Raw genomic sequence first — 26,028 nt, 5'->3', positions numbered from 1 at the left:
CCCGGAAACCGGAGAAGGGCCGCCCGGGGGCGGCCCCTTCCGTGAACGACGGCTAGGAGGCCATCTTCTTCCTGAGGTTCTCGTCCAGCGCTGCCAGGAAGTCCTGGGTGGTCAGCCACTTGGCGTCGCCGCCGACGAGGAGGGCGAGGTCCTTGGTCATCTGACCGCTCTCGACGGTGGCGACGCAGACCTGCTCCAGCCTCTCGGCGAAGTCGATCACCGCGGGGGTGTTGTCGAGCTTGCCGCGGTGCGCGAGACCCCGGGTCCACGCGAAGATGGAGGCGATCGGGTTGGTGGAGGTGGGGTTGCCCTTCTGGTGCTCACGGTAGTGACGGGTCACGGTGCCGTGGGCGGCCTCGGCCTCGACGGTCCGGCCGTCGGGGGTGAGCAGGACCGAGGTCATCAGGCCGAGCGAGCCGAAGCCCTGCGCGACGGTGTCGGACTGGACGTCGCCGTCGTAGTTCTTGCAGGCCCAGACGTAGCCGCCCTCCCACTTGAGCGCGGCGGCGACCATGTCGTCGATCAGGCGGTGCTCGTAGGTGATGCCGGCGGCCTCGAAGTCGGCCTTGAACTCGCTCTCGAAGACCTCGGCGAAGATGTCCTTGAACCGGCCGTCGTAGGCCTTCAGGATGGTGTTCTTCGTGGAGAGGTAGACCGGGTAGCCGCGGGACAGGCCGTACCGCATGGAGGCGCGGGCGAAGTCGCGGATCGAGTCGTCCAGGTTGTACATCGCCATCGCGACGCCGCTGCCCGGGAAGTCGTAGACGTCGAGCTCGATCGGCTCCGAGCCGTCCTTCGGGGTGAAGGTGAGGGTCAGCGTGCCCTCGCCGGGGATTCTCAGATCGGTGGCGCGGTACTGGTCGCCGAAGGCGTGACGGCCGACGACGATCGGCTTGGTCCAGCCGGGGACGAGCCTCGGCACATTGGACATGATGATCGGCTCACGGAAGATGACGCCGCCGAGGATGTTACGGATGGTCCCGTTCGGGGACTTCCACATCCTCTTCAGGCCGAACTCCTCGACCCGCGCCTCATCGGGGGTGATCGTGGCGCACTTGACGCCGACGCCGTACTGCTTGATCGCGTTGGCGGCGTCGATCGTCACCTGGTCGTCGGTGGCGTCGCGGTGCTCGATCCCGAGGTCGTAGTATTTCAGGTCGACGTCCAGGTAGGGAAGGATCAGCTGGTCCTTGATGAACTGCCAGATGATCCGGGTCATCTCGTCGCCGTCAAGCTCGACGACAGGGCCCTCTACCTTGATCTTGGGCATGCGTGTGGTTCCCCTTCTGAACTAACACTGGCCAGACAGTCCTTTTGAGGCTCACTGGCCGTTGAGGCTATCGGACGGGTCTGTTCGCCCCGCGACTCGCCCGGTCATATGGCGTCGTACGGCATACGGCTCAGCGCGGCATGAGCCATGGATACTGGAGCAGCAGCGAACCGGCCATCAACGCGCCGGCGAAGATCGCGAGTGTGACGGCGTCGGTCGTCCTGCGGCGTACGGCGAGCCGCCCGCCCCCGGTCAGCCGGAGCACCGCGCCCACCGCCATGACCACGCCGAGACAGAACCCTCCCCACTCGGGGTCGACCAGGACCGCGAGGGTCACGGCGAGGACCGCACCCGCCATCACCAGCGGATACGGTCCCCAGTGGTCGCCGGGCGGGCTCATCGCTCGCATCCGTGACCGTCTCTCGTGCGGGGCGCCCGAGACGCCCGGGTCATCCGGTTCATCGCTCGTCGATCGGCTTCCACTTCTGGTCGCGTTCGCCGATGTACTCGCTGTCCGGACGGATCAGACGGTTGTCGGCGTGCTGCTCGATCACGTGTGCCGTCCATCCTGACATGCGGCTGATCGAGAAGACCGGGGTGAACAGGTCGGTCGGGATGCCGAGGTAGTGGTAGACCGTCGCGGCGTAGAAGTCGACGTTGGGATAGAGGCCCTTGGTCTCGAAGACGATCTCCTCCATCTCCTTGGACATCCGGTAGTACGTGTCGTCACCGGAGGCCTCCGCCAGCTCCCGCGACATCCCGCGCAGGTGGGTCGCGCGTGGATCCTCGGTCTTGTAGACGCGGTGCCCGAAGCCCATGATCTTCTCACCGGCGGCGAGACTGTCGCGTACGGCCTGGGCGACGGCCCCCGGGTCGAGAGACTCCAGCGTGCGCATGACCTGCTCGTTGGCGCCGCCGTGGAGCGGCCCCTTCAGCGTGCCGATGGCCGCCACGATGGCGGAGTGCATGTCGGACAGGGTCGCGGCGCAGACGCGGGCGGCGAACGTGGAGGCGTTCATCGTGTGGTCGGCGTGCAGGACCAGGCAGGCGTCGAAGACCTCGACCTCGTGGTCACTGGGGGTGCGCCCGGTGATCTGGAGCAGGAAGTTCGCCGCGATGCTCAGCTCCGGATCCGGATCCGGGATCTCGGCTCCGGTCCTGGCCGCGTGGTAGCGGGCCACCAGGACCGGCTGCTGGGCGGTCAGCCTCGCCGCCTTGCGCAGGTTGGCCTCGGGGCTGTTGGAGTCCTTGTCCGGGTCGTCGCCCGAGGCCAGGGAGACCAGCGTCCGCAACGCCTCCATGGGAGCCTGCTTCTCGGCGATCTCCGGAATGTTCGTCTCGGCGAGGGCGCCGAGCGCGCGCCCCCTGACCAGCTCCGCCCCGTAGTCGGCCAGTTGTCCCCTGGTTGGGAACCGGCCGCGCTGCAACAGGTGCGCGGTCTCCTCGAAGGTGGTGCGGCCGGCCAGGTCGTGGATGTCGTAGCCACGGTAGAAGAGACGGCCGGCATGACCGTCGATGTCGCTGAGCGCTGTGGACGCGGCCACGACATCGGCGAGGCCTTTTGTGGGCTTGTCCGCCATGAGTGTTTCCTCCGCTTATCTTGAGGCGAAGTCTACCCGTGAGCAGGGGAAACCTTCTCAAGTGGTCAAGACCAATTTCACGAGAGATTCTCCTTCTGGCAAAGGAGATTCCCCATCCCCTCGTTTGGGTAAGCCGCAGCTGTAGGAATAGTTACGGCGGGCTACCTGGGGAGGAACTGCCGTGGAGGGGCCGTTCATACGCATCGAGGACACTGGCGAGGTGGTCCCGTTGCGCCCCGAGATCACGACGATCGGGCGTGGTCGGGGGGTCGACATCCGGCTCAATGATCCAAGCGTGTCCCGGCTGCATGCGGAGTTCATCCGGCGTGGGCCCTACCTGTATGTCGTTGATCTGGGCCTGTCCCGCAACGGCACACGGGTGAACGGCAGGCCGATCGCCCGGAGGGTGCTGGACGACGGCGACGTCGTCTCCTTCGGGGCCGCGAGAGGCAGGATCGGCGGGGTGCCACGCGAGGACTTCGCCCCCGAAGTCGAGCTCCGCCGCGCCGCGGCACCGGAGCTGACCCGACGAGAGGTGGATGTACTGACGTCACTGTGCCGTCCGGCGCTGTCGGACGAGGCGTTCGTCGCGCCCGCCACCGCGCGGGAGATCGCCGACGACCTGGTGGTGACGGAGGCAGCGGTCAAACAGCATCTGCTCCGTCTGTACCAGAAGTTCCGGATCCCGGAGGGGACCAACCGGCGCACCAGGCTGGCCAACGAGGTCGTCGCCCTGGGGCTGGTCAGGCCCACACCGGTGGTGCCGCCGCAACGGGCGGCCGGCTCCCCGGACCCCTCTCAACCGGCGGCCACCACATCGAGCCGCCGGGCGTCCTGAACGCGTTCCCCGGCGGGAAACCTACTGTCCGGCCGCCTGCCGCTCGGCGGCCTCGACCACGTTGCCGAGCAGCAGGGCCCGGGTCATCGGGCCCACCCCGCCGGGGTTGGGGGTGAGGAAGCCCGCGACGTCCGCGACGTCGGGGGCGACATCACCGGCGATCTTTCCGTCGACCCGGGAGACGCCGACGTCGAGCACGGCCGCGCCGGGCTTGACCATGTCGGCGGTGATCAGGTGGGGCACGCCGGCCGCGGCGACGACGATGTCGGCGCGGCGGACGTGGCCCGCCAGGTCCTGGGTGCCGGTGTGGCAGAGGGTGACTGTGGCGTTCTCCGAGCGGCGGGTCAGCAGCAACCCGAGCGAACGGCCCACGGTGATGCCGCGCCCGACCAGCGCGACCTCGGCCCCCTTGATCGGCACGCCGTACTCCTGAAGGAGCAGGATGATGCCGTGCGGGGTGCAGGGCAGCGGCGCGTCGACCATGTGGACCAGGCGCCCGAGGTTGACCGGGTGCAGGCCGTCGGCGTCCTTGGCCGGGTCCATCCGCTCGATCAGCGACATGGTGTCGAGGTGGCGCGGCAGCGGAAGCTGGATGATGTAGCCGGTGCACCCGTCGTCGGCGTTGAGTTCGTCGACGACCGCCTCGACCTCGGCCTGGGTGGCGGTCGCCGGAAGGTCCCTGCGGATGGAGGCGATGCCGACCTCGGCGCAGTCGCGGTGCTTTCCGGCCACGTAGATCTGGCTGCCCGGGTCGTCGCCGACCAGGACGGTGCCGAGGCCGGGGGTGATGCCCCGCTCCCTCAGCGCGGCCACCCTGGCCGTGAGGTCTGCCTTGATCTTCGCCGCGGTGGCCCTGCCGTCCAGAATCTGCGCGCTCATACCGTCAATCCTTCCACGAGAATCATCCGCGGCTCGCCTCCCGCCGCTCGATGATCCTGCGCGTGAAGGGGATGTACTCCACGACCTTGGCCCCCAGGTACGCGGCGCCGACGGCGAAGACGAGGAGCAGCCAGGGGCTCTCCCAGAACCCGTTCATCATCACGAAGACGTTCAGGACGGGACCAAGCAGAGGCATGGACGGTCTCCCCGGAGGTGACGTAAGGAATGCCTCACCCTAACCGCGCTTCAAACCTTCTTTGGCCTGGAAATCATGTCTGATTCGCCACTCTGTTCTCTCCGGTGCGCGACCGCTCGCTCCGGTGTACGGCCGCCACGGGGGCGCGGCGGCCGTACACCGTTGCGGTGACCACCGGAGGCGATCACCGCAACGGTCAGTGGAAGAAGTGACGGGTGCCGGTGAAGTAGAGGGTGACCCCGGCGGCCTCGGCCGCGGCGATCACCTCCTCGTCCCTGATGGAGCCGCCGGGCTCCACGACCGCCTTCACCCCGGCGGCGATGAGCACCTGCAGGCCGTCCGCGAACGGGAAGAAGGCGTCGGAGGCCGCCACCGCCCCCCCGGCGCGGTCACCGGCGCGGGAGACCGCCAGCCGCGCCGAGTCGACCCGGTTGACCTGCCCCATGCCGACGCCGACGCTCGCGCCGTCGGCGGCGAGCAGAATCGCGTTGGACTTCACCGAGCGGCAGGCCCGCCAGGCGAAGTCCAGGTCGGCGAGGACCTCGGCGGAGGCGGCGGGGCCGGCCTTGAGCTGCCAGGTGGACGGGGCGTCACCGGGGGCGTTCACCCGGTCGGAGGTCTGCACCAGCAGGCCGCCGTCGATCCTGCGGAACTCGGCGGGGTTGTCCGGCCCCTTCGGGCAGGCGAGCAGGCGGATGTTCTTCTTCCGGGTGAGCACGGTCAGCGCCTCCGCGGTGAACCCCGGGGCCACCACGACCTCGGTGAACACCTCCGCGATCTGCGCGGCCAGCGCCTCGGTGACCTCGGCGTTGACCGCGATCACCCCGCCGTAGGCGGAGACCGGGTCGCAGGCGTTGGCCTTGCGGTGCGCCTCGGCGACGTCGGCGCCGACCGCGATGCCGCACGGGTTCTGGTGCTTGATGATCGCCACGGCGGGCGCGGCGAAGTCCCAGGCGGACCGCCAGGCGGCGTCGGCGTCGAGGTAGTTGTTGTAGGACATCTCCTTGCCGTGCAGCTGCTCGGCGCCTGCCAGGCCGTCCCGGCCCGCCGAGTAGAGCGCGGCGCCCTGGTGCGGGTTCTCGCCGTAGCGCAACGGCGTCCTGAGCGTCCACGCGGCGCCCATGTAGCGCGGCCAGAGGTCCTGCTCGGCGGTGTGGACGTTCGCGAACCAGGAGGCCACCGCGGTGTCGTAGGCGGCGGTGTGGGCGTAGGCGGCCGCGGCGAGGCGGCGGCGCTCGGTGAGGGTGAACCCGCCCTCGGCCACCGCGGCGAGCACCTCGCCGTAGGCGCCGGGGTCCACCACGATCGCGGCGGTGCCGTGGTTCTTGGCCGCGGCGCGGATCATCGCGGGCCCGCCGATGTCGATCTGTTCCACGCACTCGCCACCGGAGGCGCCGGAGGCCACGGTCTCCTGGAACGGGTAGAGGTTGACCACCACCAGCTCGAAGGGGGCGATCCCCAGCTCTTCGAGCTGCTTGACATGGGCCGGGTTGCCGCCGTCGGCCAGCAGGCCCGCGTGGACACGCGGGTGCAGGGTCTTGACGCGGCCGTCCAGGCACTCGGGGAAGCCGGTCAGCGCCTCGACCGGAATGACGGGGACACCGAACGAGGCGATCTTCGCGGCGGTGCCACCGGTGGAGACGATCTCCACCCCTGCGGCGTCGAGCCCGCGGGCCAGCTCCTCCAGCCCGCTCTTGTCATACACCGCGATCAACGCGCGCCGGATGGCGATGCGGGTCACTTCCTGGTCCTCCTGTGTGGTTCCGGTTTTCCCGGGCGCCCGGCTCATCCGCCGGATCGTCCGAGGCGAACGGACCGTCCGGTCACCGTCCAGCCCTCACGGGCCATCCGGCCGACGGTCTCGACGAGCAGGCTTCGCTCGACGGTCTTGATGCGCTCGTGCAGGGTCTTCTCATCGTCGTCGTCGAGCACGGGCACCGCCTCCTGGGCGACGATCGGCCCGCTGTCGACTCCGGCGTCGGCCAGCATCACGGTGCAGCCGGTGATCCGCACGCCGTACGCGAGGGCGTCGCGGACGCCGTGTGTGCCGGGGAAGGAGGGCAGCAGCGCGGGATGGGTGTTGAGCACCGGGAAGGCGGCCAGTGTGGGCGCACCTATGATCTTCATGAACCCCGCGCAGACGACCAGGTCAGGCCGGTACTCGGCGATCCGCGCCGCGAGCGCGCGGTCCCAGGCGTCCCGCGCCGGATGGTCGGACAGTTTCTCCACGAAGGACGGCACCCCGGCGCGCCCGGCACGGGCCAGTCCCTCGATGTCGTCGCGGTCGGCTCCCACCGCCACGACCTCGGCACCATACGCCTCGTCTGCCGAAGCGTCCAGCACGGCCTGTAGGTTGGTTCCAGAACCGGATACGAGGACTACGAGCCGAGCGGCCTGGGATGACACCGACGCACTCCATTCGGATGGGGACTCAGCCGCTGCAAGGGTATCGGGCCGATGTATTCGAACAACGCGAGGAGGTCAGTTGACGACACCCGTCCAGGCACGGCCGGCGGAGAGTGCGGGACGGCGGGCGCTGTGGCTCGCCTTCGCCTCGGTGGTCATGACCCTCATCCTTCCCCTGGCGGGGCTCGTCGCGTCGATCTTCGCCCTTGTCGTCTCGATCCGGGCGATCCCGGCGTTGCGCTCGGTGACCAAGCCGGTGGGCGTCGCCGTCGTCGGCGTCGTCCTGGCGTCGCTGTCCCTGCTGGTCTCCCTGGCGGTCACCACGATGCAGTTCTACTTCAGCGACGAGCTGACCGCCTACACCGAGTGCGGCAGGGGCGCGGGCACCGTCACCGCCCAGAACCAGTGCGTGGAGCAGCTCGAACGGGCCATGGAGAAGAAGATGCCCTTCGTCCAGCCCGGCCAGGTCCAGTTCCCCTTCCCCCCCTGACCGTTCCCGTCCTGACCGTTCCCACCCTGGCCTTTCCCGTCCTGGCCCTTCTCCGCCCGGCCGCTCCCGCGTCCTGACCCCCGCGCCCGGCCTACCGGCCGGGGCTCAGTCACGGTCCCAGGCGTAGGGGTCGAGATAGATCACGTGGCCGCCCTTGTCGTCGGACTCGTCGACGATGTCACGTCTGGGCGGGCGCGGGGGCTCCCAGCGGAGGGTCTTCGGCGGGCTCTCCGCCGCGGCCGAGGTGTGCTCGTCCTCCCAGTCATCCCTGATGACCGGGATCGGCTGGGTGTCGCACTCGGTGGCGTCCATCCAGTGGCCGGGGAGGGCGCGGAGTTCGTCCGGCTCGGCGAACCCGGCGCGCCCGGCCATCGAACCCGCCACTTTGGCGATCTTGGCGCCCGCCCTGCGGACCGGCGCGGTGGCCGTGCCGACCCTCTCCGCCGCCTTGGTCACGGCGGTGTTCTGCCCACGGAAGATCAGCCACCAGTTGGCCAGTCCCGCCGAGATGCCCGCGGCGACGCCCGTCTCCAGCGTCACCGAGAGCATGACCTCCCAGGCCTCGGGGCCCGCCGCGGCGAGCCTCGTTCCGCCGAGCGCGCCGCCGGAGAGCGCCGCCAGTATCCCGGCCATCGCCCCGGTCGCCAGCCCGCAGACGAACCCCCACAGCGGCGCTCCCTCGTATGACGGGGATGGAGCGATCCGAACGCTCAGCACACCGGCCACCGCCCCGGCCGCGAACGGCAGCACGACCACCGCCATCACCCACGCCGGGGTGGGGCCGGCCTCCGGCAGGGCGCCCAGGATCGGCAGGCTGGGCACGGGGCCGAGCTGCACCCCTGTCGGCGCGACCAGCGTGCCGGTGCCGACGGCGAACCCGGGACCGGCGATGTAGGCCATCGCCCAGACGACCGCGTTGAGCAGGTAGAGCCCCTGGACGAGCAGGAGCAGCAGTCCGCCCACGAATCCGGGTGACAGGATGTCGGAGAGCGCCCGGACCTGGTCGAAGTTGGCCACCAGCGCGCCGGCCACCATGACCGCACCCGCCACGAGCATGATTCCCAGCGCCGCGACCGATCCCGCCAGGACCGCGCGCAACCGCTCGGGCAACAGCCGGAACATGGACCGCCACGGCCCGATCGTCCTGGCGGTGGCCAGCGAGCCCGCGGCGAAGGCCAGCACCAGATGGCTGATCAGCACGTCGCCGAGGAGCGGCTGGGTGATCTCGTTACGGGTGACGAGCGCGACCATCCCGGCCAGCAGCGCGTACGGCGCGGCCAGTGAGATGCCCGCCTGGGCGACCAGCACCAGCTGTGCCCGGCGGCGGGCGTTGGCCTCATCCCTCGGGCTGTTCTTGGGCAGCCGGGCCGGCAGCCGGAGCCGCAGGTCGGCGTCCCTGGCCATCCAGACCCCGGCGCGGTACAGCAGGAAGGCGGGAAGCACCGTCAGCCCGAGCGGGAGCAGCCCGATCGCCCCCCCGGGGATCGCGAACCCGGCGTGGTGGGCCGCCAGCCAGAGCTGTGCCGCGGTGCGGAACACCCCCGGCAGGCCGGCGCCGAGCGCGCCCTGGGGGGAGGTGATCCAGCCGACCAGGGTGAGGGTGGTGAGCACCGCGAGACCCACACCGAGCGTCCACGCGGCGGCGAGCATCCCGGAGACGGGAAGCGGCCTGCGGACGTCGTCGTCACCCGTGACGCCGGGCAGGGGGATACGGCTGAGGACGTTACGGGGAGCCGTCCGGAGCTGATCGAAAAGGGCCGTCACAATAGTCGATGGTCTCAGCATCTCCCGCGTGGACGGGACTCCTCCGCCCCGCGTGTCGCCCGCGGGGCGCGGGAGGACCCCGGTCTCGGCAGCGGAAAGGCGCCCGTTGGGGAACGGGCGCCTCTGCCTGCGGACGGAGATCGATCGGACGGAGATCGACGGGACTAGCGGGACCGCATGGTCTCGCGCATCAGCCGGGCGGTCTCGCTCGGGGTCTTGCCGACGCGGACGCCGACCTTCTCCAGAGCCTCCTTCTTCGCCTGGGCGGTGCCCGACGAGCCGGACACGATCGCACCCGCGTGACCCATGGTCTTGCCCTCGGGGGCGGTGAAGCCCGCGACGTAGGCGACGACCGGCTTGGTCACGTGCTGCTCGATGTAGGCGGCGGCGCGCTCCTCGGCGTCGCCGCCGATCTCACCGATCATCACGATCGCGTCGGTCTCCGGGTCGTCCTGGAACGCCTGGAGCGCGTCGATGTGCGTGGTGCCGATGACCGGGTCTCCGCCGATGCCCACGGCGCTGGAGAAGCCGAGGTCGCGCAGCTCGTACATGAGCTGGTAGGTCAGCGTGCCGGACTTCGAGACCAGGCCGATACGGCCGGCGGTGGTGATGTCGGCGGGGATGATGCCGGCGTTGGAGGCGCCGGGCGAGGCGATGCCGGGGCAGTTCGGACCGATGATGCGGGTCTTGTTGCCCTTGGCGACCGCGTAGGCCCAGAACTCGGTGGTGTCGTGCACCGGGACACCCTCGGTGATCACCACGCAGAGCGGGATCTCGGCGTCGATGGCCTCCTTGACCGCGTCCTTGGTGAACGCCGGGGGCACGAAGACGACCGACGCGTCGGCGCCGGTCTCCTTGATGGCCTCGGCGACGGTGCCGAAGACGGGCAGGCCCTCGTGGGTGGTGCCGGCCTTTCGGGCGTTGACGCCGCCGACGACGCGGGCACCGGAGGCGAGCATGCGGCGGGTGTGCTTGGTGCCCTCACCGCCGGTCATGCCCTGGACGATGATCTTGCTCTTCTCAGTCAGCCAGATGGCCATTACGCACCTACCGCGGCGAGCTCGGCGGCGCGCTTGGCCGCATCGTCCATGGTGTCCACCAGTTCGACGCCCGGGAGCCCGGCGTCGGAGAGAATCTGCCGCCCGAGTTCGGCGTTGTTGCCGTCCAGGCGGACGACGAGCGGACGGCTGACGGCCTCGCCGCGCCCCTCCAGCAGCTGGAAGGCGGAGACGATGCCGTTGGCGACCGCGTCACAGGCGGTGATGCCGCCGAAGACGTTCACGAAGACCGACTTCACGGACGGGTCGGAGAGGATGATCTCCAGGCCGTTCGCCATGACCTCGGCCGAGGCACCGCCGCCGATGTCGAGGAAGTTGGCGGGCTTGGGCCGGCCGGAGACGGTCTCACCGGCGTAGGCGACGACGTCGAGGGTCGACATGACCAGGCCCGCGCCGTTGCCGATGATGCCGACGCTGCCGTCGAGCTTGACGTAGTTGAGGTCCTTGGCCTTGGCCGCGGCCTCCAGCGGGTCCTCGGCGGCCTTGTCCTCGAAGGCCGCGTGGTCGGGCTGGCGGAAGGAGGCGTTGTCGTCGAGGGTGACCTTGCCGTCGAGGGCCTTCACCTGGCCGTCGGCGGACAGGATCATCGGGTTGACCTCGACCAGGGAGGCGTCCTCGTCGACGAAGGCGGCCCAGAGCTTCTCGATGAGCTCGGCGGCGCCGTCCAGCGCGACCTCCGGCAGGCCACCGGCCTGGGCGATCTCGCGGGCCCTGGCACGGTCGATCCCGTCCAGCGGGGAGATCGGGATCTTGGCGACCTTCTCCGGGGTGTTGTGCGCGACCTCTTCGATGTCCATACCGCCCGCGGCGGAACAGATGGCGAGGAAGGTGCGGTTCGCGCGATCGAGCAGGAAGGAGAAGTAGTACTCCTCCGCGATCGCACTGGCCTCCTCGATCAAAACCTTGTGGACCGTGTGGCCCTTGATGTCCATCCCGAGGATGTGGGTGGCCTTCAGCTCGGCGTCCGCGGCGTCGTCGGCGACCTTCACGCCGCCGGCCTTACCTCGGCCACCGGTCTTGACCTGTGCCTTGACGACGACACGACCGGTCAGCTCCTCGGCTGCCGCACGTGCTTCCTCCACGGTGTGCGCGACGATACCGCGCGGCACCGGGATGCCGTACTCCGCGAAGAGCTCCTTCGCCTGATGTTCGAACAGGTCCACGAGGGTCCGTCCTTGCTTGTCCGGCTGGTGTACAGATTTCGGCGGGCCGGCTCCATGATCTGAGGGGGAGCCTGACGTTTTTGCGCCAATGAAGCCTAGCTCCCCGGACGGCATGGCCAGGTCACCGGGTCCTTAAACGGGGGCGGGAATCGCGCTCCGCACCCACTCGACGATCTCATGGGTGGTCGCTCCCGGGGTGAAGATTCGAGCAACCCCCATTCGCTCAAGTTCAGACATGTCCTCTTCTGGGATGATTCCGCCGCCGAAGACAACGATGTCGGCTGCGTCCTGTTCCCGCAAGAGCTCAATCACCTTGGCGAAGAGCGTCATGTGCGCTCCGGACAGAACGGACAGCCCAACCGCGGCCGCGTCCTCCTGGATCGCCGTGCGCACGATCTGCTCGGGCGTCTGGTGCAGACCGGTGTAGACGACCTCCATCCCGGCGTCCCGCAGCGCCCGTGCCACGATCTTCACCCCCCGGTCGTGTCCGTCCAGCCCGGGTTTGGCGATGACGACACGAATTCTGGACACGGCGTCCATGCAGACCTCCCTGCTCGCACTCCAGGTGCAATGTAAGAGCCTTCCGCAGCGTAACCGGCGACGCCCCGTCGCGCTCACCCGCCCGGCGTTCGGAGGCGCCACCCCCGGGGGCACCGGCCGGAGGCCGCCGAGGACCGGCGCGGGGCGTCCGAGCCGGCCGCGCGGCCGACCCCACGGCGCGCGTCTCACCGCGGCTTTTCCCCGGAGGCGCGGAAGAGACGGCTACACAGAATATGCACAGCTAATTCAAACCATTTGAGGAAAAATGAGGTTTTTTTGGGATCTTGATATGTAAGAATCCACTTCGTCCCTCTCACATGGGGTGGGGGGTATTCAGGAGGATTTTTGGTGAAGCGATACATCGCCGGTGTGGCCTGCGCGGCCACGGCCGTACTGAGCGTTCCCGCACTGTCGGCATCGACCGCGCACGCCCAGGCCGCCGACCCGGTGACCGCGCTGAAGAGCCAGTTCCGCAGCGGCCACGGCGTGAAATTCCTCGACGTCACAAAAATGCGGGGCTACGGGAGCGGAGCGGTCATCGCCCAGCGCGAGGGCGTGTTCCGGTTCGGCGCCTCCGGAATCGCGGCGTCCGACCAGACCGCGAAACTCCGAATCAAGGCAAGCGACCTTGAGGCTATGTCGGAGGGCACGGGGGAGAACGAGACGAAGGGGATGGCCGGGCTGGCCAAGCCGGAACGGGTCATCCGCATCGGCAACGTCTCCTACGTCTCCGGCGGCGTCTTCGGGGAGTTCCTCCCCGCCGACAAGACCTGGATCCGCTTCCCCAACGCCACGCTCGGCGCCACCGGAACGCTGGGCCAGCTGGTCAACGCCGCCGAGCCGGCGACGCTCAAGGCGCTGCTGGCGCACGCCACCCAGCGCGCCGGGGTCTACCGAGGGAAGATCACCTTCGGTGAGCTGTACAAGGTCTCGCCGTGGTTCAGGGCCGCGGCGATGCTGCCGCCGAGCGGCGAGCACGCCAAGACCGTGCTGGACTGGAAGCTGTTCGTCGGCGCGGACCGGCTCCCCCGGCGGCTGACGACCACCTACTCGACGGGCGGCACAGCCGCCAGAGGCATGTCCATGACGGTCGAGACCCGCTACGTCGGCTGGGGGTCCAAGGTCACGGTCAAGGCTCCGCCCGCCGACGAGGTCGCCAAGCTGAGCGAGCTGGAGAACGGCGTGGACACCAGCACCACGCCGATCCCGCTGCTCGGCAACTGATCTCCCCTCGGGAGATCGCCCTCGGTCGGTCCCGGCCGCGACGCCCGGCGGGCACCACCCGCCGGGCGTTACCGATTGAGGGGTTTTTGACATGGCATGTCGTGAATTACGAAAGAATCTTGGCTCCCCCTCCGCGACGATGCGAGGACCTATCCGGGAGGACCTTCTCGATGAGGCGAATGATCGCCGCCCTGACCGGCGCGACCGTGGCGGCACTGGTCACCCCCGCCCTCCTGACCGCCGCCCCCGCGGCCGCCCAGAGCGCGCGGAGCGCCCCCCAATCCGCGCAGGCCGATCCGGTGTCGGCGCTCAAGCGCCAGTTCAGGGTCCACCGCGGCGTGAGACTCGCCGAGAACACGAAGCTCATCGGCGAGGGCAGGAAGCAGAGGATGATCTTCACCCGGCGGAACGGGGTGCTGGAGTTCGACCGGAAGGGCGTGGCCGCGTCGGACCTGACCAGCACGTTCAACCTGCCCGGCGGCGACAGCGAGCTCAAGGGCGTGTTCGTCCCCTTCCGCACCGTCACGGTGAAGGGCGTCTCCTACACCTCGGGCGGGATGTTCGGCGACTCCATGCCCGAGGGAAAGAAGTGGCTCCGCGACTCAGACGACATGGTCGCCCTCGGCAGCCCCGCGCAGCAGCTGCTCAACCCCCTCGAACCCGCGACGCTGAAGGCCGCGCTGGCCCACACCACGGCCAGGCGCCCCGGCGGAACCTGGGACGGCACCCGGACCGTCGTCCACTCGGGCACCATCACGCTGGGCGAGCTGTACAAGGTCTCCCCCGCCTTCCGCTCCGCGCTGGGCGTGAAGCTCTCGGCCAAGTCGGCCAAGGTGCCGGTCACCTGGCAGCTCTACATCGGCTCCGACCAGCTCGTCCGGCGGGCCGTCTCCTCCTACACGCAGTCCCTGCGCGGCCTCACCAGCGTCGACCTCACCTACCTCAACGACAGCCGCTACACCGGCTGGGGGACGAGGTCGTCCATCAAGGCCCCGCCCGCCGACCAGGTCGCCGACTTCGACGACCTGAAGGTCGGTGAGGGCGCGGGCGAGGACCCGTACATCCAGCTCTTCACCGGCTGACCCGCCCCGGGGCGCCCCGCCCCCTCGGACCGGATCACCTGACCGGCGCCCCCGCCCCGGACTCCGGGGCACCCGTCAGAGCTTCTCTATCGGCGCGTAGGCCAGCAGCAGGGTCTTCTCTCCCCCGCTACCGAAGTCGATCTTCGCCTTGGTCTTCTCGGCCAGGCCGTCCACCGACACGACGGTGCCCAGGCCGAACTGGTCGTGGGTGACCCGGTCACCCGGGGACAGGGCGGGGATCTGCCGCCCGCCGGGCTTTTTCGCCGGGGCCTGGCGGGACTCGCGGCGCGCGGTGGCGGCGTTCCAGGCGCTCTTCTCCGGATCACCGCGCCACTCGACCAGGTCGATCGGGATCTCGGCGACGAACCGGGAGGCCGGGTTGAACGCCGGAGACCCCCACGAGCTGCGGACGGCGGCCCTGGAGACGTAGAGGCGCCGCTCGGCCCGGGTGATGCCGACGTAGGCCAGGCGGCGCTCCTCCTCAAGCTCCCTGGGCTCGCCCAGCGAGCGCATGTGCGGGAAGACGCCGTCCTCCATGCCGGTGAGGAAGACCACCGGGAACTCCAGCCCCTTGGCCGTGTGCAGCGTCATCAGCGTGACCACCCCCTGGCCGCCGTCGCCGGCCGGAATCTGGTCGGCGTCGGCCACCAGCGAGACCTGCTCCAGGAACTCCACGAGCGTGCCCTCGGGGTTGGCCTCCTCGAACTCGGAGGCCACCGAGACCATTTCGTCCAGGTTCTCCAGACGGCTCTCGTCCTGCGGGTCGCCCGAGGCGGCGAGCTCCGCGCGGTAGCCGGTGTCGGCCAGCACCTGCTGGGCCAGCTCGGACGGCGGCATGCTCCCGGCCTTGACGGTCAGGTCGTCCAGCAGCGCGACGAACTCCTTGATCGCGTTGAGCGACCGGGTGGCCATCCCCGGCGCCTCGTCCGCCCGGCGGAGCGCCTCGGCGAACGAGATCCGCTCGCGGGAGGCGAACGCCTCCACCATCGCCTCGGCCCGGTCGCCGATGCCGCGCTTGGGCACGTTGAGGATCCGGCGCAGCGACACCACGTCGTTCGGGTTGGCCAGCACCCGGAGATAGGCCAGCAGGTCACGGACCTCCTTGCGCTCGTAGAAGCGCACCCCGCCGACCACCTTGTACGGCAGGCCGGTCCGGATGAAGATCTCCTCGAAGACCCGGGAGGCCGCGTTGGTCCGGTAGAACACGGCCACCTGGCCGGGCACGACCTCCTCGTCGTCCGCGAGCCGGTCGACCTCCTGCGCGACGAACATGGCCTCGTCGTGCTCGTTGTCCGCGACATAGCCGACGATCTTCGCCCCGGCGCCCTGGTCGGACCAGAGGTTCTTGGGCTTGCGGCTCTCGTTGCGCGAGATCACCGCGTTGGCCGCGGTCAGGATCGTCTGGGTGGAGCGGTAGTTCTGCTCCAGCAGGATCGTCCTGGCGTCGGGGTAGTCGCGCTCGAACTCCAGGATGTTGCGGATCGTCGCGCCCCGGAAGGCGTAGATCGACTGGTCGGCGTCACCGACCACGCACAGCTCGGCGGGGGCGAGCGCGCCCTCCCGCCCCTCCCTGACCGGCTCGCCGTCCGCGGTGCGCGGCTCGGAGACGCCGACGAGTTCGCGGATCAGGGTGTACTGGGCGTGGTTGGTGTCCTGGTACTCGTCCACCATGACGTGCCGCCAGCGGCGCCGGTAGTGCTCGGCCACGTCGGGGAAGATCTGCAGCAGCGTGACCGTCAGCATGATGAGGTCGTCGAAGTCCATCGCGCCGGCCTCGGTCAGCTTCCGCTGATAGCTCCGATACGCCTCGGCGAGGGTGCGCTCCAGGTGGGTGGCGGCCTGCTCGGCCGCCGTCTCGTAGTCGACCAGCTCGTTCTTGAAGTTGCTGACCTGTGCGGAGAAGGAGCGCGGCGGGTAGCGCTTGGGGTCGAGGTCCATCTCCCGGCAGACCATCGCCATCAGCCGCTGGGAGTCGGCCTGGTCGTAGATGGAGAAACTTGAGGGGAAACCCAGGCGTTTGCCCTCGCGGCGCAGGATCCGCACACACGCGCTGTGGAAGGTCATCACCCACATCGCGGCCGAGCGCGGGCCGATGAGACCGTCGACCCGGTCCTTCATCTCCCTGGCGGCCTTGTTGGTGAAGGTGATCGCCAGGATCTCCTGAGGCTGCGCGCCCCGCTCGGCCAGCAGGTAGGCGATGCGGTGGGTCAGCACCCGCGTCTTGCCCGAACCGGCGCCCGCGACGATGAGCAGCGGGCTGCCGTGGTGCACGACGGCCTCGCGCTGCTGGGGGTTGAGCCCGTCGAGCAACGGGTGGGTCAGAAAAGCGGCTGGGATCGACACGTCCCTAGGGTAAGGCGGGCCGCCGACAACCGGGGCCAGTCGCGGAGTCCCGTCACGGAGTCCCGTCCTGGAGCCTCCGCGGGGGAGTTCCGGTGCGGAGTCCGGCCACCGGCCACCGCCGTGGACCACCGCCGGGGAGTCCGGGCACGGACCGCCTCCGTGGGAAGGAATGCCGACGGGCGTGCCGATGGTTATCAGAGTTCCCGACATGAGAGAGCAGAGAGGCACCGCATGCTGTCTGAGAACGAGATCAACCGGGTGCTCGTGGTGACCGCGCATCCGGATGACGTCGACTTCGCCGCCGCCGGCTCGATCGCGCGGCTCACCGGCCGGGGGGTCGAGGTGACGTACTGCGTCGTCACCGACGGCGACGCGGGAGGTTTCAACCGTGAGCTGGACAACGGGGGCATGGCCCAGCTCCGCCGTACCGAACAGGTCAGCGCGGCCAAGGCCGTCGGCGTGACCGACGTCCGTTTTCTCGGCTACCGCGACGGAACCGTGGTGCAGAGCCTTGACCTGCGACGCGACATCGCGCGGGTCATCCGCCAGGTCAGGCCGGACCTGGTGATCACCCACACCCCCGAGCGCAACTACCGGTTCGTCTCCCCCAGCCACCCCGACCACCGCGCGGTCGGCGGCTGCACGCTCGACGCCGTCTACCCCGACGCGCGCAACCCCTACGCCTTCCCCGAGCTTCTGCGGGACGAGGACCTGGACGCCTGGACGGTCCGGGAGGTCTGGCTCAGCGGCGGCCAGACGCCCAACCACCACGTCGACATCACCGACACCATCGACCGCAAGCTCGACGCGCTACGCGCCCACGACAGCCAGGTGGGCCACATGGAGGACGCCGAGGGCTTCGTCCGGGGCAGATTCTCCCAGGTCGCGATGGAGGCGGGCCTCGGTGAGGGCCGCTACGCCGAGTCTTTCCAGCGTGTCACGACCGGCTGACCCCGGACCGGTCCCCGGCGAGGCGGACGACCTCCCGGGCGGCCGTCCAGGAGATCCCCACGCGACCTCCTGGCCCGATCCGGCGCGGAACCCGTCCGCCGGGGAAACCTCACCGATATGAGCGGCATCGGCCTGACCCCGCTCACCGCCGTCGTCATCGCGCTCCTGGCCATGGCTGGCGCGGCCGTGACCCGGATCGGCCGCCTCGGGCACGGGCGCGCCGTGCTCATCGCGTGCCTGCGCGCCGCCGTACAGCTCGGCGCGGTGGCTCTGATCATCGTGTGGGCCGTGCAACGGCCTCTGGCGGTGGCGGCCTTCATCCTGGTCATGTACGGCGTGGCGAGCCTGACCGCCGGGTGCAGGATCACCCGGGGGCGCGCGGCCGGCTGGGCGGCCGTGCCGATCGCCGCCGGGACCGCGCCGATCCTGGCGCTTCTCACCGGCACCGGCGTCGTCCCGATGAGGGGCATCGTGCTGATCCCCATCACGGGCATCCTGCTCGGCGGGTGCATGACGGCCACCTCTCTCGCGGGGCGGCGGGCGGTGGACGAGCTCGTCATACGGCGCGGCGAGGTCGAGGCGGCGCTCGCGCTGGGCCTGTCGGACCGGAACGCGGCGCTGGAGATCTGCCGCCCGGTGGCGGCCCAGGCGCTGGTGCCCGTACTGGATCAGACCTCGACCGTGGGGCTGGTCACGCTGCCCGGCGCCTTCGTGGGGATGCTGCTCGGCGGGGCGAGCCCGATCCAGGCCGGGGTGGTGCAACTCGTCGTGCTGGTCATGCTGCTGGCCGCGGAGGCGGTGGCGGTGCTCGTCACGATCGAGCTGACGGCCCTGGGCCGTTTCCCGGCGTGGCGGTGAGACGGCCGCCCACCCGGCCCGCGTCCTCCGGAGCCAGGCGGGCGAACAGGTAGCCCAGCGAGTTGGTGGCGACGTGGAACAGCGCCGGCGCGGCCAGCCCCCCTCTCCGTCTCAGCTCGCAGAAGAACACCCCGGCGATCCCGGTCGCGACCACCGATCCGGTCACCACCCGCAACGCCTCCCGCGTGGAGGGGCCACCCGGCGGGTCCGGCACCGGAGCACCCGGCACCGGGCCGCCGCCGGACGTCTCCCCCGCCGTCAGGCGGCCCAGCGCCGGGTTGGCGGTCATCATGTCGAGCGCGGGCAGCACATGCCAGAGGCCGAACAGGGCCGAGGAGACCGCGGTGGCGGTGGCGGCCCCGTGGGAGCGGGCGACCAGGGCGTGCAGCACCCCGCGAAACCCCACCTCCTCCAGCAGGACGGTGCCGACCGGAACCTGGAGCAGGGCCTCCTCGATCACGCGGGCGCGGGAGAGCGAGAGCGCCCGCTCGTCGCGGAAGAGACGGCGGGTGGCCGGGACGGCGATCCCCGCGCCGTAGACCCCAGCGACGGCCGAGGCGAGGACGCCGCCGATGCGCAGGCCGCGTGAGCGCCGGTGGAACCCCAGCTGGGACCAGGACAGCCCGGAACGGCGGGCCAGGGCGAGCAGGGTGCCGACGGCGACGGCCGAGGTGAGCGGGGCCAGCCGCGGCGCGACCCGGTTGTTGAGCACGTTGGCCGCCACCAGCACGGCCACCGCGCCCGCGAACGTGGCCGGCCGTTCCACCGGCGCGGCCGTACGCGCGCTCCCCGTCCGCCACCGGCGACGACCACGCCACGCCGATCTGAGAGGGGCCACGCCCACGCGCCCACGCCACCGCTCCGCGCTCCGGTTCCGCACGCCGTCTCCCCTCGGTCATCCCGCGGCGGGGTGCCGCCATCCGGCGGGAAACCGCAGGTCGCGCCGCTCCTGAACGGTGAGACCGCCCCAGATGCCCTCCGGCTCGGCCGCCCTCAGGGCGTAGGCCCGGCAGTCGGCCAGCACCGGGCAGACCGCGCAGACCGCCTTCGCCCGCCCCTCCTGCTCAGCCGACTGCGCCAGTGGGAAGAACAGTTCGGGATCGCTCGCGCGGCAGGCGCCCCGCACGGCCCAGCCGATCTCACGGACCGTCTTCCGCATGACACACCCCCTGCTGGATCATCCGTCCTCAGAGTAGGCGGATCCCGGCTGCCCGGCATCAACCTCTCGGTGGATTCCCGGGTACACACCGCGATGTATCCGGGATATCCCGGGATATCCCGCGTATCCCGGCGGGCCGCGCCGTTCTTCCGGCCCCTTCGAGAGCAGGGGACGTCGTGCCCGCCGGGCGAGAGGACGTCAGACCAGGCGACGCGCGGTGGCCCAGCGGGAGAGCTCGTGGCGGTTGGAGAGCTGAAGCTTGCGCAGGACGGACGAGACGTGGGTCTCCACGGTCTTGACCGAGATGAACAGCTCCTTGGCGATCTCCTTGTAGGCGTAGCCTCGGGCGATCAGGCGCAGCACCTCGCGCTCACGCTGGGTCAGCGAGTCGAGCTCGGGGTCGATCGGCGGGGCCTCGCTGGAGGCGAAGGCGTCGAGCACGAAACCGGCCAGCCTCGGGGAGAAGACCGCGTCGCCCTCGGCCACCCGGCGGATCGCGTCGGTGAGCTCACGGCCGCTGATGGTCTTGGTGACGTATCCCCGGGCGCCGCCGCGGATCACACCTATGACGTCCTCGGCCGCGTCGGAGACCGACAGGGCGAGGAAGCGGACCTGCGAGCCGGCGCCGAGGACCCGGCGGAGCACCTCCTGACCCCCGCCGCCGGGCATGTGCACATCGAGCAGGACCACGTCCGGCTGGAGCTCGGCGATCGCCTTGACCGCCGACTCCACGTCCTCGGCCTCCCCGATCACCTCGATCGAGTCGCCCAGCTCGGCGCGGACACCGGAGCGGAAGAGCCGGTGGTCGTCGACGATCAGAACCCTGACGGTGCTCATGAGATCTCCCCATCCGGTCGTGTCCGCCGCCCACCGTACTCCCCGGTCTTCCCGGCCCGCTCGCTCACACCTTCTCCATCTTCATGGTCAGCATTACTTCCGTTCCCTCGCCGGGCGCGGTCCGCACGCGGGCGCTGCCGCCGTTGCGCTCCATCCTGCCGATGATCGACTGGCGGATGCCCATCCGGTCCTCCGGCACCCCCTCCATGTCGAACCCGACACCCCTGTCCCGGACGAAGACGGTGACCTCGTCCGGCTCCGCCTCGGCGTAGACGGAGACGGCCGGCGACTCAGAGTATTTCGCGGCGTTGACCATGGCCTGCCTGGCCGCCTGCATCATCGCGGAGAGCTCGGGGGTCAGCGGGCGGTCACCCACGCAGACGACCTCGATCGGCACCCCGTGCGCGTCCTCCTCCTCGGCCGCGACCCGCCGCACGGCCGCGGCCAGCGACGCGTCGGCGTCCTGTTTCGGCTGGTAGAGCCAGTTGCGCAGCTCACGCTCCTGGGAGCGGGCCAGCCGCATCACCTCGCGTGAGTCCTGGGCGTTGCGCTGGATCAGCGTCAGCGTGTGCAGTACGGAGTCGTGCACGTGCGCCGCCACCTCGGCGCGCTCCTCCTGCCTGATGCGCTCGCGGCGCTCGCGCTGAAGCTCCTTCCAGAGCGCCGCCAGCCAGGGGGCCGCGATGAGCGCCACCCCGCCCACCACCACCAGGGTGAACACGATGCCCGAACGGGCGCTGTCCAGCTCGTTGTTGGCCGCCAGGAAACCGATCACGCCGACGACGACGAGCACCAGACCGGCGAACGTGCGGACCCGGTTGCGCCGGACCTGCCCGACCGTCGTGCTCATCCAGCGCCGCCGGCGGTCCGGGTCGGCCTGCTGCCACAGGATCAGCGAGCCGATCCCGCCGACCGCGATCGGCCACGCGCCGATCCCACCCTTCGAGGCGCCGGTGAGCCAGCCCAGAGCCATCAGCGCCAGCCCGATCGCGGTGTACGCGGCGAGCTGGCTCCAGTCCCTGGCCGGTTCCCTGCCCTCGTGCGGCTCGCGCGGGGTGAACATCCACAGCGCCGCGTAGGCCACGGCGCCGATCCCGTCCAGGACGGTGAGCAGAACGAAGGCCAGCCGCAGCACCACCGGGTCAAGCCGGAGCTGGGCGGCGGCGCCCTGGGCCACCCCGGCCACCAGACGGCCGTCCACCGGCCTCATCAGCCGGGGGAAGGCGGGTTCCCCGGGGGTGAGGGGCGCCGCGTCGCGAGTTGTCTGTCGGTCAGCCATATCACCAGCATCGTCACATGTCTCAGCCGGTCAGCGCATCAGGCGTTCCCCTGACCGGCCCCTGAGAAGGTCGCGCCCGCTCCGGGACGACTCAGGGGTCTCCCGGATGCGAGGGCGCCCCGGCAAGAGCCACGATAGGGGTATGAACGACACCGGGAACGCACAGGACCCGACGAGCACCCTGTCCGACTCGCCGCCCGTCCCGCCCCCCGGCGAGGAGCGAACGCTCAGGCGCAGCGACGAGGGCCGCATGCTCACCGGCGTCTGCGCGGGTCTCGGCCGCTACAGCGGGATCGACCCCGTGGTGTTCCGGGTCGGCTTCGCGGTGCTGGTGCTGGGCTCCGGGATCGGCGTCATGCTCTACGTCGCGGCGTTCCTGCTCATGCGTGAGGCGAACGGCGGCCCGGGATACCTGGAGCAGTGGACCCGGCGCGACCTCGACAGCGAGACCGTGCTAGCCCTGCTGGCCGGAGTCCTCGCCTTCGGCCTGATCATCAACGTGTCCTCGGACGGCATCGGCACCGGCACGGTCGTGGTCGGCACGCTGTTCGCCATCGCCCTGCTCGCCGCCCACTCCCGTGGCGTCGACCTGCTGGCCGTGGCGCGTTCGCTGCCCGACCGGCTGCGTGGCCGGCGTCCGCACCCGCCCGGCCGGCCGGTGGACTCGCCGTTCCCCGCCTTCTCCCCCACTCCCGAGGGGCCGCCCGGCGCCTCCCCGTTCTCCGGGGGGCCTCCCGCCACCGTGCCGCAGGCACCCGCGCGGCCTTATCCCGGCGCACCCGGCGCACCTAACGTTCCCGGCGCACCCGGCGCGTCCACCATGCCCGGCGCACCCGATGCACCCGGCGCGTCCGCCATGCCCGGCGCACCCGCCTTCTCCGGCGTACCCGGCGCGTCCACCCATCCGGCCGAGGATTCCCATCCCGCCACCCGGCAGCGGACCGAGGTGCTCACCAGCGCCCACGAGACCCCGCCGCCACCCACTTCCCCGCCGGGCGCACCGCCCACCGGAACGCCGGGCACACCGCCGGCGGGAACACCGATCGGCCCCCTCGCCACCGGATCGCCCATCGACGGATCGTCCGCCGACGGCGGCCCGGCCGGGCCGTACCGCACCGGGGGGCGGTCGTTCGACTCCTCCGGCGAGCCGTTCTCGCCCTACGGGCCCTACCGGCCCCTGGACCCCGCCAGGCGGCAGCCGCACCCCCCCTACGACCTCCCCGGATACGGCCGGCCGGTCGAGACCTCGCCCAGAGCGAAACGGCCCAGGTCGTTCGTCGGAGGCGTGACCATGTTCCTGGCCATGATCGTCGGAGGAATCGTCGTGGCGATCCAGTCCACAACCGGATCGGTCAACATGACGGTCGTCGGCGGTGCCGTGCTCGTCACCATCGGTGCCGGCCTCCTGGTCGCCACCTGGTTCGGCCGGGGCGCGGCCCTCGTCGCGGCGGGCACCCTCATCTCGATCGCCCTGATCGCGGGGTCCACCCTGACCGGCATGCCGAAGAAGTTCGGCGACTACCGCTGGGAGCCGACCAAACTGTCCGAGGTGATCCCGAACTACACGGTGGGCATCGGCGAGGGCACCCTGAACCTGAGCGAACTGCCGCTGCCGCCGGGCTCACGGACCGTCTTCGAGGCGTCCGTCTCGGTGGGCGAGATCAGGGTGATCCTGCCGCCGACGGCCCGGGTCGAGGTGAACGGATACACCAAACTCGGCGATGTGAAGATCGACCATTCGGTCAAGGGCGGGGCGGACGTCAAGCACAACAAGATCTTGGAGCCCGAGGTGCCCCCGAAGGGCGACGCGGCGACCATCGTGCTGAACGTCAAGGCGGGCATCGGAGACGTGGAGGTTCGCCGTGCGGCCTGAGAGCGGTCCCCCGGCCCGCCGTACCCTGCGGCACCGTACCGACTGGATGGCCCTGCTCAGCGGCCTGCTGTTCATCGGGGCCGGAGCCGTCTTCATCGGCGTGCCGGACGTCGAGCCAGTGATCATGCTCCCGGTCGTCCTGGTGGGCCTGGGCGTCGCGGGCATGATCGCCATCCTCGCCCGCGCGATCCGCCGCTGAGGATCTCCCGGGGATCGGCCTGCGAATTCGACGGGGCGTTGCGACACGGTGGTTACTTATCTGTACGGCAACGGCCCGCGTCCACCGCCTGATCAGGCCGGGATGCCCCTGACGAGATATCTGCCCCTTCCCCGCGGATCAGAAGGTTGGAGTTTCGAGTACCTCCGGTCGCACACCTTTGACCAGGGCGTTCATTGATCCGCGAGGGGCGTCTTGATCATTGTGGGGGGCGGGGGCTGTTAGCGGACGCGGCGTCTGACCACGCGGGCGACGGCGGCCCTGACTCTCTGCGGAGAGCCAGGGCCACAGTCGCGTTATGCGAGTGCCGACTCCGGCCAGCCGTGTACGCCGATGCCGGTGCCGGTGCGGTAGAACTCGACTCCGGCGACGGTGTACGGGACGGTGTTGCTCGGGAGCATGTCGATGGGCGCCCATTCGACCTTGGCGCACTTGTCCGGCTCGGCGTTGACCACCTCGCCGTCCCAGGTGTCGGCGGCGAAGAAGAGCCCGACTCGCGGCCGGCCTTCGGGGGACAGGTGGTGGACCACGGTGGCGGGCCGCAGATGGCCGGGGGCGATGGTGACTCCGACCTCTTCGCGGGCCTCGCGGATCGCGCAGTCGATGACGGTCTCGCCGGGGTCGAGATGGCCGGAGGGCAGACAGTACAGCCCATCGGCGTACCCGGTGCCCTGACGAAGGGACAGCAGGATGTGGCCGTCGCGTTCGAGGATCACGTGGACGTCCACCGTGACCTGCCGGCGCTGCGTCGTCATGGGGGCAGGGGCCTTTCCCGAGGCGGGTATGACGCCCGTGACGATAGCCCAAGGATGTGGCCGGTGAGGGCCACAGCGGCGTCTTGCGGTGATTGATGCCCTGTGTCGATCCGGTGGAAGGCGTATCCGTCGGCGGCCAGGACGTCGGCGAGGTCCTCGTACAGGGTGACCTCGGCGGCGCTGGAGCCTTCGTGCTCGAACCGGGAGTGCGCGCCTCGCACGGTGAGCCGCCGCTCCAGGACGGGAGGGGCGGCGGTGACCAGGATGGCCAGGCGCGGCCGGTCGGCCAGGGCGTTGAGGTGGCGGATGTAGTCCAGTGGAACGCCGTCGCGGCTCTGGAGGACATAGGAGGAGGGCACGTACCGGTCGCACACCACCACCTGGCCGCGCTCCAGCGCGGGCCGGATCTCGGTTTCGAGATGGTGGTAGCGGTCGGCGGCCACCAGGCAGGCCAGTGCGGTGCCGGAGAACGTCGCCGTCTGCCGGCGGGCGATCTCGCCGAGGAGCCCGTCGGACGGCTCCCGGGTGGCCAGCGCGGGGACGTCCGCGGTGGCGAGCTGTTCGGCGACCAGGCGGGCCAGGGTGGACTTGCCGGCCCCGCCAGGGCCGTCGAGGGTGACGAACAGGCTCATGCGGTCCTCCGGGCGTGCTGGACGCGGGCGAGATCGGCCAGATGGCGGTGGATCTCCTCCTCGGTGGCCTCGCCGAACTGGAGCCGGGAGGAGAAGTTGAACTCGTCTCGGCCGCGCAGGGCCGCGTCTTCGGTGCCGAGGTCCACGGGCGCGTAGTCGAGGAGCCGTTCGGCGGTGTAGCGGCCGGTGGCCATCAGCCGCCCCCACTCAGGGGTGCCGGGGTAAGGGCGGAACTGGAACACCGACGCGCGGAACACCCCGGCCTGACCGTCGGTGAGGTCCCACAGCCGGTGGGCCAGGCCGACGGTCTCGGCCATCTCAGCGCGGGTCTCGGTGGGAAAGCCGAGGATGAATTGACATCCTCTCCGCCCTAAAGGGCGGAGATTCCCGCCTGCCGCGTGTGCGGCTTCGGGTGGGTTCCTGCTTCGTCGCGCGGTGCCGGGACGAGTCCCGGTCTTGCCCGCGCTCCACAGGCGTTTGACCTCTCCGCCTGCCCGGCGGCGAGGATGTTGGCCGCCGCGTTGACGTCGCGGTCGTGGGTGGCGCCGCACGGGCACTCCCACTGCCGGACGTTCAGCGGCATGGAGCCGGTGACGGCCCCGCAGGCCGAGCACAGCTTCGAGCTGGGGAACCA

Annotated in this window: 28 protein-coding genes; 8 read left to right on the top strand and 20 right to left on the bottom strand. The window is 70.5% G+C overall.

Translation table 11 applies throughout. The features are described from left to right. Positions 1-52 precede the first annotated feature (52 nt). The 3 genes from ABZ194_RS03105 to ABZ194_RS03095 form a co-directional block, all read right to left on the bottom strand. Complete coding sequence (locus tag ABZ194_RS03105; RefSeq protein WP_355591592.1) at positions 53-1,270, bottom strand: NADP-dependent isocitrate dehydrogenase; 1,218 nt, start codon at positions 1,268-1,270, stop codon at positions 53-55. 130 nt (positions 1,271-1,400) lie between these two features. Further along, positions 1,401-1,679: a DUF3017 domain-containing protein gene (locus tag ABZ194_RS03100; protein WP_355591589.1), complete on the bottom strand. Its 279-nt coding sequence runs from the start codon at positions 1,677-1,679 to the stop codon at positions 1,401-1,403. Between the two features lie 49 nt (positions 1,680-1,728). Continuing rightward, a complete protein-coding gene (locus ABZ194_RS03095) occupies positions 1,729-2,850 on the bottom strand; it encodes a citrate/2-methylcitrate synthase (RefSeq protein WP_355591586.1) in 1,122 nt (373 codons plus the stop codon). A 181-nt stretch (positions 2,851-3,031) separates the two neighbouring features. Between ABZ194_RS03095 and ABZ194_RS03090 the strand changes: the two genes are divergently transcribed. Further along, the gene (locus ABZ194_RS03090) at positions 3,032-3,688 is read left to right on the top strand and encodes an FHA domain-containing protein (RefSeq protein WP_355591583.1); all 657 of its coding nucleotides are present in this window, start codon (positions 3,032-3,034) and stop codon (positions 3,686-3,688) included. A gap of 21 nt (positions 3,689-3,709) precedes the next feature. Here the strand turns inward: ABZ194_RS03090 and ABZ194_RS03085 are convergent, their stop codons facing one another. The 4 genes from ABZ194_RS03085 to purN all read right to left on the bottom strand — a co-directional run bounded on the left by ABZ194_RS03085 (position 3,710) and on the right by purN (position 7,169). Beyond that, complete coding sequence (locus ABZ194_RS03085) at positions 3,710-4,567, bottom strand: bifunctional methylenetetrahydrofolate dehydrogenase/methenyltetrahydrofolate cyclohydrolase (protein WP_355591580.1); 858 nt, start codon at positions 4,565-4,567, stop codon at positions 3,710-3,712. Positions 4,568-4,589: 22 nt separating this feature from the next. Further along, on the bottom strand, positions 4,590-4,763 hold the full coding sequence (locus ABZ194_RS03080) for a hypothetical protein (protein WP_355591577.1): 174 nt from the start codon (positions 4,761-4,763) through the stop codon (positions 4,590-4,592). 196 nt (positions 4,764-4,959) lie between these two features. Further along, entirely contained in the window at positions 4,960-6,504 is a 1,545-nt protein-coding gene (gene purH, locus ABZ194_RS03075) for a bifunctional phosphoribosylaminoimidazolecarboxamide formyltransferase/IMP cyclohydrolase (RefSeq protein WP_355591574.1), read from the bottom strand. 44 nt (positions 6,505-6,548) lie between these two features. Further along, a complete protein-coding gene (gene purN / locus ABZ194_RS03070; RefSeq protein ID WP_355591571.1) occupies positions 6,549-7,169 on the bottom strand; it encodes a phosphoribosylglycinamide formyltransferase in 621 nt (206 codons plus the stop codon). Between the two features lie 79 nt (positions 7,170-7,248). Between purN and ABZ194_RS03065 the strand changes: the two genes are divergently transcribed. Beyond that, positions 7,249-7,659: a hypothetical protein gene (locus ABZ194_RS03065; protein ID WP_355591568.1), complete on the top strand. Its 411-nt coding sequence runs from the start codon at positions 7,249-7,251 to the stop codon at positions 7,657-7,659. A gap of 105 nt (positions 7,660-7,764) precedes the next feature. Here ABZ194_RS03065 and ABZ194_RS03060 read toward each other — a convergent pair whose 3' ends face one another. From ABZ194_RS03060 to ABZ194_RS03045, 4 genes are all read right to left on the bottom strand, one after another. Next, the gene (locus tag ABZ194_RS03060; protein ID WP_355591565.1) at positions 7,765-9,423 is read right to left on the bottom strand and encodes a DUF6350 family protein; all 1,659 of its coding nucleotides are present in this window, start codon (positions 9,421-9,423) and stop codon (positions 7,765-7,767) included. Between the two features lie 164 nt (positions 9,424-9,587). Next, positions 9,588-10,463, bottom strand: a complete 876-nt coding sequence (gene sucD, locus ABZ194_RS03055; protein ID WP_355591562.1) for a succinate--CoA ligase subunit alpha — start codon at positions 10,461-10,463, stop codon at positions 9,588-9,590. Next, positions 10,463-11,644: an ADP-forming succinate--CoA ligase subunit beta gene (sucC, locus tag ABZ194_RS03050; protein WP_355591559.1), complete on the bottom strand. Its 1,182-nt coding sequence runs from the start codon at positions 11,642-11,644 to the stop codon at positions 10,463-10,465. Before sucC ends, sucD begins: the two co-directional genes overlap by 1 nt. Before the next feature lie 132 nt (positions 11,645-11,776). After that, positions 11,777-12,184, bottom strand: coding sequence for a cobalamin B12-binding domain-containing protein (locus tag ABZ194_RS03045; protein ID WP_355591556.1), 408 nt, complete (start codon positions 12,182-12,184; stop codon positions 11,777-11,779). Positions 12,185-12,532: 348 nt separating this feature from the next. On the opposite strand from ABZ194_RS03045, the gene ABZ194_RS03040 reads away from it, so the two are divergent. Both ABZ194_RS03040 and ABZ194_RS03035 read left to right on the top strand, forming a co-directional pair. After that, positions 12,533-13,408 (top strand): hypothetical protein, encoded by an 876-nt coding sequence (locus ABZ194_RS03040; RefSeq protein WP_355591553.1) that lies wholly within the window; start codon positions 12,533-12,535, stop codon positions 13,406-13,408. A gap of 170 nt (positions 13,409-13,578) precedes the next feature. Further along, positions 13,579-14,490 (top strand): hypothetical protein, encoded by a 912-nt coding sequence (locus tag ABZ194_RS03035; RefSeq protein ID WP_355591550.1) that lies wholly within the window; start codon positions 13,579-13,581, stop codon positions 14,488-14,490. A 75-nt stretch (positions 14,491-14,565) separates the two neighbouring features. Here the strand turns inward: ABZ194_RS03035 and pcrA are convergent, their stop codons facing one another. Further along, positions 14,566-16,800, bottom strand: coding sequence for a DNA helicase PcrA (pcrA, locus tag ABZ194_RS03030; protein ID WP_355592156.1), 2,235 nt, complete (start codon positions 16,798-16,800; stop codon positions 14,566-14,568). Positions 16,801-17,064: 264 nt separating this feature from the next. Here pcrA and ABZ194_RS03025 point away from each other — a divergent pair, with 264 nt between their 5' ends. Next, positions 17,065-17,784, top strand: a complete 720-nt coding sequence (locus tag ABZ194_RS03025; protein ID WP_355591547.1) for a PIG-L deacetylase family protein — start codon at positions 17,065-17,067, stop codon at positions 17,782-17,784. 117 nt (positions 17,785-17,901) lie between these two features. Then, entirely contained in the window at positions 17,902-18,642 is a 741-nt protein-coding gene (locus ABZ194_RS03020; protein WP_355591544.1) for an ABC transporter permease, read from the top strand. Here ABZ194_RS03020 and ABZ194_RS03015 read toward each other — a convergent pair. The 4 genes from ABZ194_RS03015 to ABZ194_RS03000 form a co-directional block, all read right to left on the bottom strand. Next, entirely contained in the window at positions 18,596-19,408 is an 813-nt protein-coding gene (locus ABZ194_RS03015) for a CPBP family glutamic-type intramembrane protease (RefSeq protein WP_355591541.1), read from the bottom strand. The genes ABZ194_RS03020 and ABZ194_RS03015 overlap by 47 nt on opposite strands. A gap of 129 nt (positions 19,409-19,537) precedes the next feature. After that, complete coding sequence (locus ABZ194_RS03010) at positions 19,538-19,801, bottom strand: WhiB family transcriptional regulator (RefSeq protein WP_355591538.1); 264 nt, start codon at positions 19,799-19,801, stop codon at positions 19,538-19,540. A gap of 198 nt (positions 19,802-19,999) precedes the next feature. Continuing rightward, on the bottom strand, positions 20,000-20,638 hold the full coding sequence (locus tag ABZ194_RS03005) for a response regulator transcription factor (RefSeq protein WP_355591535.1): 639 nt from the start codon (positions 20,636-20,638) through the stop codon (positions 20,000-20,002). 64 nt (positions 20,639-20,702) lie between these two features. Next, a complete protein-coding gene (locus ABZ194_RS03000; RefSeq protein WP_355591532.1) occupies positions 20,703-21,917 on the bottom strand; it encodes a PspC domain-containing protein in 1,215 nt (404 codons plus the stop codon). A gap of 142 nt (positions 21,918-22,059) precedes the next feature. Between ABZ194_RS03000 and ABZ194_RS02995 the strand changes: the two genes are divergently transcribed. Continuing rightward, the gene (locus ABZ194_RS02995; protein WP_355591529.1) at positions 22,060-23,790 is read left to right on the top strand and encodes a PspC domain-containing protein; all 1,731 of its coding nucleotides are present in this window, start codon (positions 22,060-22,062) and stop codon (positions 23,788-23,790) included. Beyond that, entirely contained in the window at positions 23,780-23,989 is a 210-nt protein-coding gene (locus ABZ194_RS02990) for a hypothetical protein (RefSeq protein ID WP_355591526.1), read from the top strand. Before ABZ194_RS02995 ends, ABZ194_RS02990 begins: the two co-directional genes overlap by 11 nt. A 314-nt stretch (positions 23,990-24,303) precedes the next feature. Here ABZ194_RS02990 and ABZ194_RS02985 read toward each other — a convergent pair whose 3' ends face one another. The 4 genes from ABZ194_RS02985 to ABZ194_RS02970 all read right to left on the bottom strand — a co-directional run. Beyond that, positions 24,304-24,762 (bottom strand): NUDIX domain-containing protein, encoded by a 459-nt coding sequence (locus ABZ194_RS02985; protein WP_355591523.1) that lies wholly within the window; start codon positions 24,760-24,762, stop codon positions 24,304-24,306. Next, entirely contained in the window at positions 24,759-25,394 is a 636-nt protein-coding gene (gene tmk, locus ABZ194_RS02980; RefSeq protein ID WP_355591520.1) for a dTMP kinase, read from the bottom strand. Before tmk ends, ABZ194_RS02985 begins: the two co-directional genes overlap by 4 nt. After that, positions 25,391-25,711 (bottom strand): hypothetical protein, encoded by a 321-nt coding sequence (locus tag ABZ194_RS02975; RefSeq protein WP_355591517.1) that lies wholly within the window; start codon positions 25,709-25,711, stop codon positions 25,391-25,393. Before ABZ194_RS02975 ends, tmk begins: the two co-directional genes overlap by 4 nt. A gap of 53 nt (positions 25,712-25,764) precedes the next feature. Further along, a partial coding sequence (locus tag ABZ194_RS02970) for a transposase (RefSeq protein WP_355591514.1) occupies positions 25,765-26,028 on the bottom strand: 264 nt, incomplete at its 5' end.

Origin of the sequence: Streptosporangium sp. NPDC006007 (assembly GCF_040614315.1) — a bacterium.
In the GTDB taxonomy this organism is placed as follows: domain Bacteria; phylum Actinomycetota; class Actinomycetes; order Streptosporangiales; family Streptosporangiaceae; genus Streptosporangium.
This window is presented reverse-complemented; position numbering and strand designations above follow the sequence as displayed.